This is a genomic window from Neobacillus sp. PVCKKU3 (assembly GCF_058323225.1).
On the sequence record NZ_JBLVQN010000071.1, the window covers coordinates 1 to 15,377 of the forward strand.

17 protein-coding genes are annotated in these 15,377 nt (G+C 37.7%); 6 read left to right on the forward strand and 11 right to left on the reverse strand.

The window, feature by feature from the left end; translation table 11 throughout:
• Positions 1–907: 907 nt before the first annotated feature.
• From ACNQGS_RS28235 to ACNQGS_RS28245, 3 genes are read right to left on the reverse strand one after another with little or no spacing between them, the layout of a single operon-like run.
• Positions 908–1,177 carry a hypothetical protein gene (locus ACNQGS_RS28235; protein ID WP_491490277.1) on the reverse strand — a complete coding sequence of 90 codons (270 nt, stop codon included), beginning with the start codon at positions 1,175–1,177 and terminating at the stop codon, positions 908–910.
• A 2-nt stretch (positions 1,178–1,179) separates the two neighbouring features.
• A complete protein-coding gene (locus ACNQGS_RS28240) occupies positions 1,180–1,566 on the reverse strand; it encodes an SHOCT-like domain-containing protein (protein WP_491490278.1) in 387 nt (128 codons plus the stop codon).
• Positions 1,567–1,938 carry a DUF2089 domain-containing protein gene (locus ACNQGS_RS28245; protein ID WP_491490279.1) on the reverse strand — a complete coding sequence of 124 codons (372 nt, stop codon included), beginning with the start codon at positions 1,936–1,938 and terminating at the stop codon, positions 1,567–1,569.
• A 222-nt stretch (positions 1,939–2,160) separates the two neighbouring features.
• Between ACNQGS_RS28245 and ACNQGS_RS28250 the strand changes: the two genes are divergently transcribed.
• A complete protein-coding gene (locus tag ACNQGS_RS28250) occupies positions 2,161–2,334 on the forward strand; it encodes a hypothetical protein (RefSeq protein WP_423798769.1) in 174 nt (57 codons plus the stop codon).
• A gap of 56 nt (positions 2,335–2,390) precedes the next feature.
• Here ACNQGS_RS28250 and asnS read toward each other — a convergent pair whose 3' ends face one another.
• Positions 2,391–3,782 (reverse strand): asparagine--tRNA ligase, encoded by a 1,392-nt coding sequence (asnS, locus tag ACNQGS_RS28255; protein ID WP_491490280.1) that lies wholly within the window; start codon positions 3,780–3,782, stop codon positions 2,391–2,393.
• A gap of 328 nt (positions 3,783–4,110) precedes the next feature.
• Between asnS and ACNQGS_RS28260 the strand changes: the two genes are divergently transcribed.
• Positions 4,111–4,341: a hypothetical protein gene (locus ACNQGS_RS28260; protein ID WP_213120591.1), complete on the forward strand. Its 231-nt coding sequence runs from the start codon at positions 4,111–4,113 to the stop codon at positions 4,339–4,341.
• Between the two features lie 24 nt (positions 4,342–4,365).
• On the opposite strand, the gene ACNQGS_RS28265 is transcribed toward ACNQGS_RS28260, so the two are convergent.
• Positions 4,366–4,833 (reverse strand): GNAT family N-acetyltransferase, encoded by a 468-nt coding sequence (locus ACNQGS_RS28265; RefSeq protein ID WP_423798772.1) that lies wholly within the window; start codon positions 4,831–4,833, stop codon positions 4,366–4,368.
• A 161-nt stretch (positions 4,834–4,994) separates the two neighbouring features.
• Here ACNQGS_RS28265 and ACNQGS_RS28270 point away from each other — a divergent pair, with 161 nt between their 5' ends.
• On the forward strand, positions 4,995–5,129 hold the full coding sequence (locus ACNQGS_RS28270) for a BA3454 family stress response protein (protein ID WP_213145225.1): 135 nt from the start codon (positions 4,995–4,997) through the stop codon (positions 5,127–5,129).
• 38 nt (positions 5,130–5,167) lie between these two features.
• On the opposite strand, the gene helD is transcribed toward ACNQGS_RS28270, so the two are convergent.
• Complete coding sequence (gene helD / locus ACNQGS_RS28275; RefSeq protein WP_491490281.1) at positions 5,168–7,489, reverse strand: RNA polymerase recycling motor HelD; 2,322 nt, start codon at positions 7,487–7,489, stop codon at positions 5,168–5,170.
• 374 nt (positions 7,490–7,863) lie between these two features.
• Between helD and ACNQGS_RS28280 the strand changes: the two genes are divergently transcribed.
• A complete protein-coding gene (locus ACNQGS_RS28280) occupies positions 7,864–8,397 on the forward strand; it encodes a YceI family protein (protein ID WP_213120587.1) in 534 nt (177 codons plus the stop codon).
• A gap of 61 nt (positions 8,398–8,458) precedes the next feature.
• On the opposite strand, the gene ACNQGS_RS28285 is transcribed toward ACNQGS_RS28280, so the two are convergent.
• From ACNQGS_RS28285 to ACNQGS_RS28295, 3 genes are all read right to left on the reverse strand, one after another.
• Positions 8,459–9,961: an aminotransferase class V-fold PLP-dependent enzyme gene (locus ACNQGS_RS28285; RefSeq protein WP_491490282.1), complete on the reverse strand. Its 1,503-nt coding sequence runs from the start codon at positions 9,959–9,961 to the stop codon at positions 8,459–8,461.
• 410 nt (positions 9,962–10,371) lie between these two features.
• Positions 10,372–10,719, reverse strand: coding sequence for a hypothetical protein (locus ACNQGS_RS28290; RefSeq protein ID WP_213120585.1), 348 nt, complete (start codon positions 10,717–10,719; stop codon positions 10,372–10,374).
• A 127-nt stretch (positions 10,720–10,846) separates the two neighbouring features.
• Entirely contained in the window at positions 10,847–11,581 is a 735-nt protein-coding gene (locus ACNQGS_RS28295) for a polysaccharide deacetylase family protein (protein WP_491490283.1), read from the reverse strand.
• Between the two features lie 226 nt (positions 11,582–11,807).
• Here ACNQGS_RS28295 and ACNQGS_RS28300 point away from each other — a divergent pair, with 226 nt between their 5' ends.
• Entirely contained in the window at positions 11,808–12,725 is a 918-nt protein-coding gene (locus tag ACNQGS_RS28300; protein ID WP_491490284.1) for a MerR family transcriptional regulator, read from the forward strand.
• A gap of 87 nt (positions 12,726–12,812) precedes the next feature.
• Positions 12,813–13,334 carry a MerR family transcriptional regulator gene (locus ACNQGS_RS28305; protein WP_491490285.1) on the forward strand — a complete coding sequence of 174 codons (522 nt, stop codon included), beginning with the start codon at positions 12,813–12,815 and terminating at the stop codon, positions 13,332–13,334.
• Positions 13,335–13,412: 78 nt separating this feature from the next.
• Here ACNQGS_RS28305 and ACNQGS_RS28310 read toward each other — a convergent pair whose 3' ends face one another.
• Entirely contained in the window at positions 13,413–13,883 is a 471-nt protein-coding gene (locus ACNQGS_RS28310; protein WP_491490286.1) for a GreA/GreB family elongation factor, read from the reverse strand.
• A 195-nt stretch (positions 13,884–14,078) separates the two neighbouring features.
• A complete protein-coding gene (locus ACNQGS_RS28315; protein ID WP_423798778.1) occupies positions 14,079–15,086 on the reverse strand; it encodes an acyltransferase family protein in 1,008 nt (335 codons plus the stop codon).
• Positions 15,087–15,377: the final 291 nt, after the last annotated feature.

Here is a 15,377-nt window from a genome sequence, read left to right on the forward strand (position 1 = left end):
TCGCTAAAGCTCCTGCGGGGTCTCCCCTGCCCCGTACTCCCGCAGGAGTCTTCGCGCCTTCCGCTCCAATCAACAGGTTCTTCAATATGGATCATTAACTCCACAATAAATAATTAAATAAGTGGATTTCAAGATTTAATTTATCCTTTTTATAGTAAGAATAATGGACGCACAACTAATCCTCTTATTTTTTTTAGTCCCTCGTAAATCCATGAGGGACAAAATCAAAGGAATCTTAGAAAGAATGTTCTTCATAAGGCAATTGAAGGACATTCTCGAAGGGATCCAAAATAGAAGTGTCCCTCATAAAGGTGATGAAGGACAAAGACGATGTAATCCAAAATAGAAATGTCCCTCATAAAACTGATGAAGGACATTCTCGAAGGAATCCAAAATAGAAGTGTCCCTCATAAAGGTGATGAAGGACAAAGACGATGTAATCCAAAATAGAAATGTCCCTCATAAAACTGATGAAGGACATTCTCGAAGGAATCCAAGATGGAAATGTCCTCATTAAGCCTAATTAAGAACAATAATGGGGATTGAATTGAATAGGCTATCCTTACTGCAACCAGCCAAAAATATAAAAAGGATTGCAACACACTTAGCAAGGTTTGAAAAAGTGTGTGCAATTCTTTAGTGTGATTTGCCACCCTGTTGATTGGAGCGGAGGGCACTCGACTCCTGCGGGAAATAGAGGTCACTGGAGACCCCGCAGGCGCCAATGCGCCGAGGAGGCTCCAGGACCTCCCCGCGGAAAGCGAGTGCCCGGAGTGGAAATCAACAGGCCTTTTAGCAGGGACAATAAATCAATAAAAATTCGAAGGTAAAGATATAGACAAAATAAAAAATTGCCGAGAAACATACCCTTTCTCGACAATCTAAATGGCTCCCTGGGAGCCATTTTTTATAATTTAATGGTAACTTCTGTCCCATCTTTTAATTTCGTTTCCACTAACAACAGGCCTTTATGCTTAGTTAGACCATCCAATAAAGGCTTTAAATCGCTTTTTTCTATTTGTGGAAGGACGAACTTTTCCCCGCCTTTTTCAATCGATTTATTGATAAAGCCAATAAATCGTCTTGACGTGATTACCGAACTTAGAAGATTTAAGACAACATAAGGAACGGGTACATTGAAGTTTCTTTCTTTTATCTTTAAGCCCACTTTTAACATGCTTATTCAATCACCACAAACACTTTATCGCCATTTGCGGAAGTAACATCCACAATTTGGCCGTCTAGTTCGTTTTCAATCGCTTCTATTAACAAATCTACATTGATATCTTTCACATACTTTTCCGCTTGCGGAATTCTTTCGGCAATGCTAGTGCCCACCTTCAACACTGCTTTCACAAGATTAATGGGAAGATTGACATTAACATTATCACCTTCATGGGAATTAACACGGATTTTTAGCATTTTGCTGCCATATGATGACGCTTCTTTCTTTAATTCAACAGTTGGTTCCTTCCCTTGAAGGACGTTAATCAGTTCAGCCGCTTTGTCTTTATCAAGCTTGCCTTCCTCGACCAAAGTTAACACTCTAGAGATTTCATCTCTCATTTACAAATCCCCCTCTTTTAATAAGGCAATAGCCTCTTCGGCAGTGATTTCCCCTTTTTCCAGCATGGATACGACCTTCTTCTTATCAACCTCCGCCTTTCGGTTTGCTGAGTAGCCCATGGCCGAAATGATGTCGTCTAATTTTCCTCTTACTGTTGGATAAGAAATCCCAAGTTCTTTTTCGACTTCTTTAATACTTCCGCGGCACTTCAGGAAAATTTCAATAAAATGAAGCTGTTCCTGTCCAAGTGAGGCAAGCTTTGATAATTCGAATTCATTTTCCACCGTCGTGTGGCAATGTTTACACTGCAGTTTGGTAATGTTTAATTGTTTGTTGCAAACAGGACAATTGGTAATTAACGGGTAAGCCATTTTATTCCCCTTTCCTTTATTATCCATATCATACATTAATTTCGTAAAAATTTAAAGTATAAATTAATATTTTTAATTTAATTTATTTTAAAAATTAAATTTGTTAAAACTAATATTAAAAAATACGTTAGATTTAAAGCAACAAAAAAACACCTCCTGAACAACCAAACAGTTTTGTTAATATGTGGTATACTCAATTAGATAACAGAAGGAGTGTTTAATTTGAAAAACACCAATAATCGATACCAAAATGGACAAATGGTGAGCATTAAAACAACCGGAGAGACAGTTACGATTTTAAAGTGGCAATATATAAAAAATATGAAGCGATATTCCTATATCGTCAAAGAACAGCCGAGTTTATTTTATTTCGAGGAAGAATTAGAAGAACTTTAGACAGACAAAATGAGAAGACCAACCACTCGGTTGGTCTTCTCATTTTGTAAATTAAATTAAAAATCTGCATTTCCTGGGGTTCTTGGGAATGGAATCACGTCTCTGATATTGGTCATTCCGGTTAGGTACATGATCAGTCGTTCAAAACCAAGGCCATAGCCGGAATGCTTGGTGCCGCCGTATTTTCTTAATTCCAAGTACCACCAATAGTCTTCTTCGTTCATGCCAAGTTCTTTGATTTTTGCAGCAAGAACCTCTTCACGTTCTTCACGCTGGCTGCCGCCAATCAATTCCCCGATTCCCGGTACAAGAAGGTCAGTCGCTGCCACCGTTTTGTCGTCTTCATTTAAGCGCATATAAAAGGCTTTGATTTCTTTTGGATAGTCTGTGACAAACACCGGCTTTTGGTATACCTTTTCGCATAAATAGCGCTCATGCTCAGTTTGCAGGTCAAGGCCCCATTCAACTGGATAAGCAAAATTCTCACCTGATTTTTTCAAAAGTTCAATAGCCTCTGTGTAAGTGACTCGGCCAAAGTCGGCTGTATATGCATTGTTTAAGCGATCCAATAATCCCTTCTCCACAAAACTGTTAAAGAAGGCCATTTCCTCCGGAGCTTGTTCTAACACATATCCGATTACATATTTCACCATTTCTTCAGCTAGGTCCATAATATCAGGAAGCTCCGCAAACGCCACTTCAGGTTCAATCATCCAGAATTCAGCCGCATGTCTAGCCGTGTTGGAATTTTCCGCTCTAAATGTTGGACCAAATGTATAGACATTGCGGAATGCAAGAGCAAAGGACTCGGCAGAAAGCTGACCGCTTACTGTTAAATTAGTTTCTTTTCCAAAGAAATCCTTTGTATCGTCTGTTTTGCCCTCTTCATTTTTCGGCAGGTTATTTAAATCCATCGAGGTTACTCTAAACATTTCACCCGCACCTTCAGTATCACTCCCTGTTATAATCGGCGAGTGAACATAAACGAAGCCTTTTTCGTTAAAAAATTTATGCATGGCATACGCAGCAATTGATCTCACACGAAAAACAGCTGAGAAAGTATTGGTTCTTGGTCTTAAATGAGCAATCGTTCTTAAATATTCAAATGTATGTCTTTTCTTCTGCAGCGGATAATCTACGTTTGAAGACCCTTCAATCGCAATAACTGTTGCTTTGATTTCAAACGGCTGCTTCGCTTGAGGGGTATGGATAAAGTCTCCCTCTACTTTAATAGATGAACTAATTGGCAGCTTGGCAATATCCTTATAGTTCTCTAGCTTGTCATCGAAAACAATCTGAACACTCTTAAAAAAGCTCCCATCATTTAATTCAATAAATCCAAAGGTTTTAGAATCGCGAATCGTCCGGATCCAGCCAGATAATTCAACTTTTTTGTCAATGAAGCTTTCAGTATTTCTGTACAAATCTTTAATTAAGACCTGTTTCACTTGAATTTCCTCCTAATTTATATGTATAAGTTATTGAACAACCAGAGGCAGGAGTGACCATTTAAATAAAAAACCTCCCATCCCAAGTTGGGACGAAAGGTAATTTCCCCTGTTGTTACCGTTAGTGTTTATCCCTTCCATATTATATTAAAAACCTCACAAATAAGCAATATTCAACAAAATCGATAATTAAGCCTTCGTTTTTGTTAAGTTAGCCTAATCCATGACAGGATTTTCAATAATTTTCTGAAAAAATAGCAGGAAAATAAAAATCGAGGTCGAATTAGTAAACAAATGTTCGATTCTTGATTGGTTAGGAGTGTTGGTTATGGACAAAATCACTTGTATTGCCTATCTTCTTTACAATTCATCTAAGAATCAAGACATCCGTGAGAAAGCTATTCAATTATTAAATGGGGATGTATCAATCCGCGATTTAAAAAGAAATGTTTCCATACAAGCCCATTTAGTTCTAGCAGAATCCACATTAAAGAAAAATAATCTAGACAAAAATCTTGTCCAGCAGTTCGCCGAGGAGTTCCTGAGCGTTGAAGTATAAAAAGCTTCCAAACTGGAGGCTTTTTTATCCAATAAATTTTTCATAACAAAAAATAACTCTTCCGTTTTCCCAGTCAGCTGTGTTATAATATTTAAACCCTAATAATTCCCAAAAATGTCTTGCTTTTGTATTTTCTTTTATAACACCAATTCGGACTCTGTCCAAACCCCGCTTGTCCATCTCATTTTCAATGTGTGCATAAGCTTGTGCACCAAAACCATATCCTTGATAATCAGCATGAATCATCAGCAGTCCAAGCCAAGGAAAATGATCGTTGGGATTTTCCAACACGTAATCCATAACACCAATATAAGTATCATCAAGTTTGATAAAAACACTGATCGTTTTAGGGTTTAAAAATTCCTTTTCCAAATCGGCAAGCTCCCTTGCCGCCAAGTCATTTTCCAAAACATTGTATTCGGGATTCGAATTCACAATCTCAAGCGCAATATAGAGTGTTTCTTTCCTAATCTCTTCAAAATGTATCGACATCGTTTTTCTCCTTTTTTATTCATACTAGGATATTTTATCAAATAATCAGTTATTAACATTTTAAAATTATGTCATAAAAATCAGTTCTTCGAATAAGCTTAAACCGTTGTGAAAAATTGGATTTTCTACTCAAATAATTTTGTAAAGAAAGGTGATTTTATATGGTACAAATCGAGGTAAATATTTCTTTCGAAGGAAGAAACTATTGGACAAATGTCATTGCCGACCAAAATACATCTGATGAAGAAATACTCCGCCTTGCTTTTGAACAGGTTCAAAAGCAATGGAAAAAATAAAGTTTGAAAAGGCAGCAAATTCGCTGCCTTTTTGTTTTTTAGCCATTTATTTCATATGTGTTTTTTGGAACATCAACCATAAGGGGACTTATTCCATCTGTTGCAAATAAATGCAATTCGTGCATCGCCCTGGTACAGACTGTATAGAATAACTTCCGGTCGCTTTCTTTTTGATATTGGGAACTATCATAAAGGATGACTGCATCAAATTCAATTCCTTTTGATAGATATGAGGGAATCACCGACACCCCGCTTTCATAGGAAGTTGTTCCTTTTTCAATAAAATGAAGGGGAACATCTTCTTTTAAAGCATCATTTACCCGTTTGCTTTCCTCGCCAGTTCTGCAAATAACCGCAATCGTTCGATGCCTTGTTTGAAGTTCTTTAATTTTCTCCAAAACCTGTTTATTAAGCAAATTACTTTCAACTACATTCAGCGAAGGCTTGATACCACTCCGGTTAAAAGGCTCAATTTTGTCGCCATTTTCAATAAACTCCCTTGTGAATTCAACAATCTCCTTAGTCGAACGATATGTTTTCGTTAAAACAAATGTTTCAACCTCTCCCTCTTCTGCCTGGAAATCAGCGAAAACTGATTGCATTCCCGTCGCCCCTGAGAAAATAGCTTGGTTAAAGTCTCCAAGTAAGGTCACCTTACTGTAAGGAAACAACATTTTTATAAAAGCGAACTGAAAAGGAGTGTAATCCTGGGCCTCGTCAATAAATATATGACGAATAGAGGAATTTGACTTTCTCCCCTCAATTAAATCCTGCAAGTACACATATGGCGTGGCATCTTCATAAGGAATTACCATAATGCTTAATTGTGCCTTAGTTTGAGAGCAGATTGTATCCCACATTAACGGCAGTTCCTCAGGACTATTTTCCTTGTTAAATAACCCAAGATAAATTAACGGCAGATTGATAAATTTTAGATTTTTAACGGCCGCAAATATTGGCTTGAATTTTTCTTTCACAACCATTTCTGCTAACAGCTTCTGTTCCTGTTCGAAATCATCAAATGAATTCTCCGTAAACCGATTCTTTTCCTGGAGTTTTTTATAAACCTCTAAATAATCCTCTTTCTCAAAATATTGAATCTCTTCCTCAACCCAGCTTCGGGACTGTTCCCGTTTGACCCATTTCTTTAATTCTTTTTTTAGCCACCCCATGAGAAGCTGCATCCTGTTTGGAATTGAAAAATTGGTATTTAAGGTATAAAAATAATCGTGAATTTCTTTTTTCGAGATTAAAACATTTCCTCTAAAGCTTATATCCTTAAAAATTAAACCATGATTTGATAACCTCGCTGCATATTCATCTATTAATCGCTTAAACTCGAGACTAGCCTTAAAGCGAATACCATTCACCCTTGATTGATAATGTTCATTATCCTTTGCACTCAGCAGGTATTCAATCTGGGTAAAAGGATCCTCAACGTCAAATTCCCGTCCTAATCTTTGATTTAAGTATTCCTGGAAGGTAGATTGCTGCATATTCTCTTCTCCCAGCTCAGGCAATACCGTTGCGACATAGCTGTTGAATAAAGGATTTGGAGAAAACAACAAAATATTTTCCGATTTCAACGTACCACGATATCGATACAAAAGATAAGCCACCCGCTGCATCGCTGCTGAGGTCTTGCCGCTCCCTGCTACACCTTGGACAATCAGCAATTTGCTTCGTTCATTGCGGATAATCGCATTTTGCTCGCGCTGAATCGTTGCGACAATGCTTTTCATTTGTGTACTGGCATTGTTCCCCAGAACCTCCTGCAGCATTTCATCACCAATGGTGACACCTGTATCGAACATTCCTTTAATTTTCGAAAACCGGATGATAAATTGTCTTTTCAACTCCATTTCACCGTAGATGGTCCCTTCCGGGGTTTGATAATGTGCCGGGCCGGGTGAATAATCATAATAAAGACTTGAAATAGGGGCACGCCAGTCATAAATTAAGAAGTTTTCATCCTGCTCATCCATTAATGAAGCAATTCCCAAATATACTTGATCGGCCGACTTTTCACCATCCTCCCAAAAATCAATACGACCAAAGTAAGGAGAAAATTTTAATTTATCCAAGGTTTTGAGGGTTCTGTCCAGCTGACTGTGTGTCCGTTCCCGTTCTGAGAGAAGTTCTGCCTGCTGTTTAATACTAGCCGCTGTTTCGATGACGTCATCCGGTTCATCCAGATTAACTGTAACATCCTCCCAAAAAGTCTTGCGGATTTCCAGAACATCAGAGCTAACCCTGCCGGTATTTTTTTGTAATTTGGCTATCTTTTTATCCACTTCATGCACTACCGAATTAACTCTTTCCTGCTCCAATTCCCAGTCGTTATCTTGTAAATCCTTCATTCAACCACTCCCCAAATAAATTTTGGCTGCATAAGTTGACAACAGCGAACGAATGTGGTAATGTTATAATAGGATATTTATAATCCTAATTAAAATTAGATTTTCTTGCCGAAATTCATTTTAACATGTATTTTTGTCTATTTTCAAGTATATTTTTTTAAAAACGCCGCTTTGGCGTTTTTTTCATTTTATGACGCACTTTTCCTCAATATCAAACTCCATTTAAATCCCTTTGTAGTATTTGAAAAATCCTATAAATAATTTATAAAAAAACAATTGACAATCAGCATGGCCTAATCATATAATTTATCTTGAATTAAGTTATTTCAAAATCAAGATAAATTATTTCAAACTAAAAAGGGAGAGATTTTAACATGACTAAAACAAAATGGGCATTAGACCCTGCACACAGCAGTGTAGACTTTTCTGTTCGTCACATGATGATTGCAAACGTAAAAGGAACATTCAACAGCTTCAGTGCCAATATCGAAGCAGATCCTGCAGATTTAACAACCGCAAACATCGAGTTCTCGGTTGAAACTTCAAGTGTGGATACACGCAACCAAGATCGTGATGGCCACTTAGTTTCTGCGGATTTCTTCGATGCTGCCAATTATCCTGCTATGACTTTCAAAGCAACAAATATTGAAAAGACTGATGATGGCGAGTACAATGTAACCGGAGATTTAACGCTTCGTGGCGTGACAAAACAAGAAACTTTTGCTGTTTCCTTTGAAGGTCAAGGCAAAGATCCTTGGGGAAATGAAAAAGTTGGTTTCAGTGCAGCAGGCACTTTAAACCGCTCTGATTATGGTTTGGTTTGGAATGCGGCACTTGAAACTGGCGGGGTGCTTGTTGGCGATAAAGTAAAAATTAATCTGCAAATTCAAGCAGCAAAAGCTGAATAATTAGCCACATCAAAAAAAGCTCCCCTGGTATCGGGAGAGCTTTTTTTCCTGTTTATTATCATCATTCCATATCAAAAAGCGGCGACAAATCTTCGCGAATAAAATCCATATAAAAATAATCATTACTGGCTGCATCATATAAATAATCTTGTTTCCACATTTCTATATTGGCAACAATCTCCTGCATTGCCGCAACAAACGTTAGAATTTCTTCATTAGACATAATCGGATGCAATGAAAATCGCACCCAGCCAGGCTTTGTTGATAAATTTCCTTGGTCTATTTTGTCCGTTATTTGCTGTGAGGATTTTTTGTCAATATTAAACAAGTAATGCCCATATGTTCCTGCACATGAACAGCCGCCGCGAACCTGAACCCCAAAACGGTCATTTAGGAGGCGGACAATTAAATTATAATGAACATTTTCGACGTAAAAGGAAACGATTCCTAACCGGTCTTTCACATGACCTTCTAAAATATGGAGCCCAGGGATTTCCTCTAACCGCGGCAGCAGCAGCTGCAGCATTTCTTTCTCTCTCTTTAAAATATTTTCAATCCCCATCTGTTCTTTTAGATTTATGCATAAAGCCGTTCGAATCCCCTGAAGAATTCCGGGCGTACCTCCATCCTCCTTTGTTTCAATGTCATCATAATAGTGATGTCCTCCCCATGGGTTAGTCCAAGTAACTGTCCCTCCGCCAGGATGGTCGGGAATCCTGTTCTTATATAACCTTGAATCAAATATTATCACACCGCTTGTTCCCGGCCCTCCTAAAAACTTATGTGGGGAGAAAAAAACAGCATCTAATTTTTCCATTGGATCAGTTGGATGCATGTTAATAGAGACATAAGGGGCAGATGCGGCAAAATCAACAAAACATAGGCCGCCATGTTCGTGCATGATTTTGGCTAATTGATGAAACGGCGTTTGAATACCCGTTACATTGGAGCAGGCTGAAAACGAACCAATTTTTAACGGACGGTCTTCATATCGCTTTAGAAGCTGTTCTAAATGGGAAATATCAACATTTCCATTTCTGTCAGGCTGTATCATGACAACATCCGCAATTGTTTCAAGCCAAGACGTTTGATTCGAATGATGCTCCATATGGGTTAGAAAAATAATCGGCCTCTCATTTTCAGGCAGGTTTAAGCGTTTTTTCCACTGTTCATGTATTCGCAGCCCCAGCATTCTTTGAAATTTATTAATCACAGAGGTCATCCCAAAACCGTCTAAGAGAACCACATCATATTTATCAGCACGGACATGCTCCTTGATGATTTTCTTAGCTTGTTTATACATCCCTGTCATCATTAAACTAGTTATGTTTGATTCTGTATGGGTATTGGCCATAAAAGGACCAAAAACTTCTGTAATTTTCTCCTCAATTTTCCGGTAAAGACGTCCACTTGCTGTCCAGTCACCATAAATAATTTTCTTTTTGCCATATGGAGAGTCAAATTCATGATCAATTCCAATTACGTGGTCACGGAAGCTTTGAAAATAGGTTTCGAGGTTATCAGGAATGCGAAAGGTTTTGCTGCCAATTTTACCGGTAATCATGTCAATTCCACCTCAACACAAAGTCTTGATAACCAGTATATGCGAGAAGCCTTTTCATGGGTCTTGGTTTCGTTCTATATAAATAAAAGCAGCCTATTTTGGCTGCTCAGGCTGTCATAACTATCGATAAATTTTTATCTTATTCACGATTTTTCACAACTTCGTTAATTATTTAAATATAAAATATTTAGACCTTTCAACAAGTCTGTTGATTGGCGCTCCAGGCACTTCGCTTTCCGCGGGCGTGCCGGGAAGCCTCCCCGCGGAAAGCGAGTGCCCGGAGCGGAAATCAACAGGCCCATTAGCAGGGACAATCAAAAAATATTGGTGTTAGAACATAAAAAATTGCCGAGAAAAATACCCTTTCTCGACAATCCGAACAGCCTGTATATGGCTGCTTTTGTTTATTGTTAATAAGTAGTGACCTTTGTGGATTCCTTCCGATTGACTTCGTCAATTTTTTGGGTAAACATTTGAAAGACTCGTTTTTTCTCCTCTAGGTCACGTATGTATTCTTTTAGTTGATTATAGCTTTCTTCAAACGGCTTATGATACATTTCACGGATTTTATCAATTAACTCCTCGTTTACTGTGGATTGAATCACTTGCTTGGTTATCCCGTATTTATAGGTATAGACTTTTAATTCCTGAGATACTTCCTCATATTCCTTTTCAATTTCTTCTAGCACCACTAAAATATCTTGCTTCCACTCTTCCAATGATTTCTGCAGATAGGACTTGACCATCGTCTCTTCCATAAACACACCTTCTCTATTACCTTATTTAATTTATTATAGCGATGTTAGTTTACATGGAAGTTTCGGAAAAATTACAAACACTTTTCAAGCATAAAGAAAAACGATTACTAGGAAATCACGTAACCGTTTATTTAGCCTCCACGATTTTCGCAAACTCTTCTAGCGTGGTTGAATATTTAATATACGTCCTTGGCAGGAGATATAGTTCATTTTTTATTCCGGTTTTTGTATAAGGCCCTGGAGTAGTGGTTAGTCCATAGGTGTAATACTTCTTTGTTTCCTCCACTACTTTTTCATCGAAATCACCAAATGGATATGAGAGAGCAATAACCGATTTACCCGTAATTTTTTCGATTTTTTCCTTTGAGTGGTTTAATTCATACTCGTAATCAGCTATTTTTGATAATTCAGGATGTGTTGCTGTATGTGATTGAATAGAAATGAGCCCTGAACTGGCTAGCATCTTTAAATCCGATGGGGATAATCGATTGGGACGCTCAATAAAATCAGAAATAATAAAGAATGTACCTGTTGGGTTAAATCTTTCCGTTTTCAATCTTTGGAAAATGTAATAAACATTAAGATTATTTTTATAGCCGTCATCAAAGGTGATAAAGATTGGCTTGTCAACCTTCTCCTGATCAGCCCATCTTTCAAAGGTCAGCAATGTAAAACCGTGATTTCTCAAATATGTCATTTGTTTTTCAAAATTCTCTGGTCTTACATAGAGCTCCTTTTGCCCATGACCGCTATATTCCTCAATGGAGTGATAAATTAGGATTGGCACTTTTTTTGCTGCCATTGCCCGGTCAGGAAAAACTAATAGTAATAAATAGGATACTGCTAACAGAAATTTTTTCATACAATCCCTCTTCAAAAATGTTTATTCACTATTATTCCAAACATTTCTACCTTCATCCATCTCTCATCAAACCGCTCAATTTGCAATAATATGTTACTATTTCAAGATTTTCGTCTTGTTTTGATAGCTTTTGTCAAGCGGCAGGAAAAAACCATATCTGATGGTGAATATCTTAATATCGAACTCATAAAATTCTTTCCGAGATAAATAGAAAGGAATGATTCTCATGAAGTCTTATACACTTAAAGAAGTTTCCAAAAAAATAAATACTGCACCTGGCATCATCCGGCAATGGGAGAAGGAATTAACAGGAATACTCCATATTTCCAGATCAAAACAAGGGGCAAGAATTTATACAGATGTTGAGATTAACCAATTAACCGAAGTAAAGGAACTATTTGCTAAAAAGATCGGTAAAGAAGCAGTTCGGGATGCGCTGCTAAAACAATCCATCGCTAATCATGACACGGAGCCCGAGGAAACAGCCGCTGACGCTGATAGTGAGTTTATTTCTCCCCCGGAGCCAGTCACATTCGAAATGGTTACCCATATAAACAAACAGCCTTCTATCCCTGATAACGAAAACAGCTTATCGAATGCTGATTTATTTTTCGAGGTGATGGATGCCTATAAGAAAAACTTCTTAAATGAGGTTAAAGAGGAAATTAGAAGTGTTGTACGAAAAGAAGTATTAACTGAGGTAAAAAAGGAGATTTCAAACGGTACGCTTAGAACCGTTAAATCCGTGCAGGATTCCATTTATAAATCTTCAGAAAACACAAAAGAGCAAATTCAGGAACTGTCCGAGACCATTTCGAAAGCTTCGGAGGAAACCTCAGATAAGTTGAGATATTTATCCTCCAACATTAAGAATGTCACCATCGAAACTGCTGATGAAGTTTATTCCCTTACAAAACAGGTTGTCGAAACCTCAGATAAGCTATCAAATTACATCGACCAAACCAATAATGAAATTTCCAATTTGGCTGACGAAATCGCAAAGGAACGGGAATTCCTTATGGATGACCGTGAGCAATACCGTCATGAAGTTCAGCAAAGGGAAGCCGCGTTTCAACAAATGCTGGCAAACTATCGAGAGGTTGCCGCGGCAAAGGAAAAAAAGTGGTGGAAATTTTGGAGTTAAATTTAAGGTACGGGAATCTTCATTAACGCTGATTCTTTTCGTTGGATATCGAGGTTTTCGGTCATTTTTAAAAATGGAGGGATTGTCATGAATACAGCAGAGGCTGCAAAATTATTGGGTGTTTCAATTAGCACAATTCAGCGCTGGGTAAAACAGCTTGAACTGCCAATGGAACGAAATGAGCGTGGCCACTATCATTTTAAAGATGAGGATATTGAACTGTTTAAAAATATCCACGAACAGCTCCAGAACGGAACCTTATTGCAAGATATCAGCCAAGAAAAGGAAAAGAAAAGTCCACGCAAAGGGACAGTGAAAGCGGTCGAAAACGGCGAGGCATTGGAAAAGCTGTATGCCAAGGTAAAGGAATTAGAGCTTGGTTTACATTCAAAGGCGGATTCTGTTGCCTCCTATCAACTCCTCCAGCATCGCAGGGAGATTGAAGAATTGCAAAATCTTGTGAGCAGCTTGGAGAAACAGGTTGCACAGCTTCAAAACGAGGTAACCAAATTAAAAGGACCGGCACCTGCCGAAAAACCGGTAGTTTTAGAAAACAGTAAGGTAAAAAGAAAAAAGAAGAATTTTGTTAGTTCCCTATTTGGCTTTTGACTATCAATTAAACTGACCGAACGCGGTCCTCAAACGTTCGGTCGTTCTCTTATAAAACGTTTTCAAAAGCATGCATGTTTAAGCCTCTTTTGTTTGCTGTGTATCGAATTCCAGCAGACCCCCAAAGTACGAGATTTCCTTAATGCTGACACCAAGTTCTCCTGTCGGAATTTTCAAGGATAACTCTTCCCCGATATTTTTTAAAAGAAGCTGTCTGCCGACTGGGGATAAAAAGGATATAAAGCCTTTGTCAGGGTCAGACTCCTCCGGAAAGCAAATAACATATTCCTCTGTTTCCTGATCGTCGAGATACATAACGGTAACCTTTGTACCAATATAAACCTTTGGAATTGATGCTATAAAGCCAGTTTTTTGGTTTTGTTTTAATATCTCCTCCAACTCCAAAACATAAAGGCTGAAAAAATGTTTCAGTCTTTCCTGAATAGGCGTCGAGGAAATGTAAAGATTAGTTAATTCCTTGATATTTTCCTCAATATACACTAGCTGTCTTTGGAAGTACTGCTTGTTGGCCTGACCACTATGGTTCATAGTAGATAGCCCCCATACTCGGATTAAACTTCCTGCAAAATTTTGTTGCGTTTTTCATGCTTTATTCCTCCCACATAAAAAATGAACCCTCCAAAATATTTTTGGAAGATCTTAGCACTATCTTACCATATTTCAACTTGAAAGTCGCAATATAAAAAGGCCATTCACAGAGAATAGCCTTTTTAGCTTTGAAGCCTATTTGCCGCCAGCATTTGTAAGCGGCAGCTTGGGTTCAACAAGCGGTTTTGTATATTTTTTAACCAAAAAGCTGCCCAATAGCAAGCAGACAATAAATGAAAAACCAATAAGAAATAAATAGACTCCCGAGATGGAACTAAACCCTTGGTCCGGAAAAACGGATTGGACCGGTTTAATGAGAAAACCGTGGAACAAATAAATATAAAGCGTTCTTTCTCCAATTTCAGTAAATTTGAACTGTGCCGATGGAATAAATGTTAAAAAGCTAAAAACCATTAGAAAGGTTAAGAGATATTGCAAAGACCGATATACCCCGGCTGAAATGTGTTCTACCCCCATTGCTGCATAGGAACTGTCACCCAAAAGCCAGGAAACAGCATCTTGAGGAAAGGAATGGCCAAAGAAAATGACAGCAGCCAGCAGGACGACCATTGCCGTCGGCAGTGAATACTTCCCTCTCAGAATCCTTTTTAAATGCCCCTCGTTTAATAGAAAGCCGAGCAAGAAGTATGGAAAAAAGACAAATGTTCTTGACAAGCTCAAATAGCTGCCGGCTTCATTAAAATAACCAATGGCCACACCGAGAACAATAGCAAGGACCAATCCCAGCCATTTCATTCTTGAAAAAGGAATCAGCAAGATGTTCCAAAATAATAAGCTTAATAAAAACCAAAGCGACCAGTGGGGATGGAAAAAATCAACATGAAAGGCAGCTTCTTTGCCATTCATATAATAGTACACAGAATAGATGGTCTGAAAAAAGAGATAAGGGATTAATAGCTTTATGGTCAGTTTTTTAAAGTAACCCGGCTTTTGGAATCCCTTAGAAAAATAACCTGAGATTAAAATGAACGCTGGCATATGAAACAAGTAAATAACTGTATACAACGTGAAGAGGAACCCATCTTGATCCTTTAACGGGCTGATTAAATGTCCAAAAACCACCAAGAACATTAAGATAAACTTTGCATTATCAAAATACTTACTCCTTTTTGATTTAGCCATAATATCACCTCATCATATGGATTCATCAAAAGGTATATTAATATTGTAAAATTAACTTTTGCTTAAAAAATAAAATATCCATTTGGTGTATAAAAAATACCTTTTATAAACTTTACCATTTTTTCATTACAGGAACATGTTTATAAATTTACTTTTCATTTTCAGTAAAATTACAATTTCAAGATAATGATAAAATACTCCTGCGCTGATTTTCCTATAATTTACTCCATGCAAAAAAAAGCTGGCCACCCCCAGCAATAAGAGTTATAGAAAAGCATTCGAGGTTTTTCT

Bases quoted from the DNA above. Each gene is read 5' to 3' on its own strand.
- ACNQGS_RS28315 (WP_423798778.1), bottom strand. From the start codon at position 15,086: ATGGCTAAATCAAAAAGGAGTAAGTATTTTGATAATGCAAAGTTTATC.
- ACNQGS_RS28310 (WP_491490286.1), bottom strand. From the start codon at position 13,883: ATGAACCATAGTGGTCAGGCCAACAAGCAGTACTTCCAAAGACAGCTA.
- ACNQGS_RS28235 (WP_491490277.1), bottom strand. From the start codon at position 1,177: ATGTTAAAAGTGGGCTTAAAGATAAAAGAAAGAAACTTCAATGTACCC.
- ACNQGS_RS28260 (WP_213120591.1), top strand. From the start codon at position 4,111: ATGGACAAAATCACTTGTATTGCCTATCTTCTTTACAATTCATCTAAG.
- ACNQGS_RS28295 (WP_491490283.1), bottom strand. From the start codon at position 11,581: ATGAAAAAATTTCTGTTAGCAGTATCCTATTTATTACTATTAGTTTTT.
- ACNQGS_RS28300 (WP_491490284.1), top strand. From the start codon at position 11,808: ATGAAGTCTTATACACTTAAAGAAGTTTCCAAAAAAATAAATACTGCA.
- ACNQGS_RS28305 (WP_491490285.1), top strand. From the start codon at position 12,813: ATGAATACAGCAGAGGCTGCAAAATTATTGGGTGTTTCAATTAGCACA.
- ACNQGS_RS28290 (WP_213120585.1), bottom strand. From the start codon at position 10,719: ATGGAAGAGACGATGGTCAAGTCCTATCTGCAGAAATCATTGGAAGAG.
- ACNQGS_RS28245 (WP_491490279.1), bottom strand. From the start codon at position 1,938: ATGGCTTACCCGTTAATTACCAATTGTCCTGTTTGCAACAAACAATTA.
- ACNQGS_RS28280 (WP_213120587.1), top strand. From the start codon at position 7,864: ATGACTAAAACAAAATGGGCATTAGACCCTGCACACAGCAGTGTAGAC.
- ACNQGS_RS28285 (WP_491490282.1), bottom strand. From the start codon at position 9,961: ATGATTACCGGTAAAATTGGCAGCAAAACCTTTCGCATTCCTGATAAC.
- helD (WP_491490281.1), bottom strand. From the start codon at position 7,489: ATGAAGGATTTACAAGATAACGACTGGGAATTGGAGCAGGAAAGAGTT.
- ACNQGS_RS28265 (WP_423798772.1), bottom strand. From the start codon at position 4,833: ATGTCGATACATTTTGAAGAGATTAGGAAAGAAACACTCTATATTGCG.
- ACNQGS_RS28270 (WP_213145225.1), top strand. From the start codon at position 4,995: ATGGTACAAATCGAGGTAAATATTTCTTTCGAAGGAAGAAACTATTGG.
- ACNQGS_RS28240 (WP_491490278.1), bottom strand. From the start codon at position 1,566: ATGAGAGATGAAATCTCTAGAGTGTTAACTTTGGTCGAGGAAGGCAAG.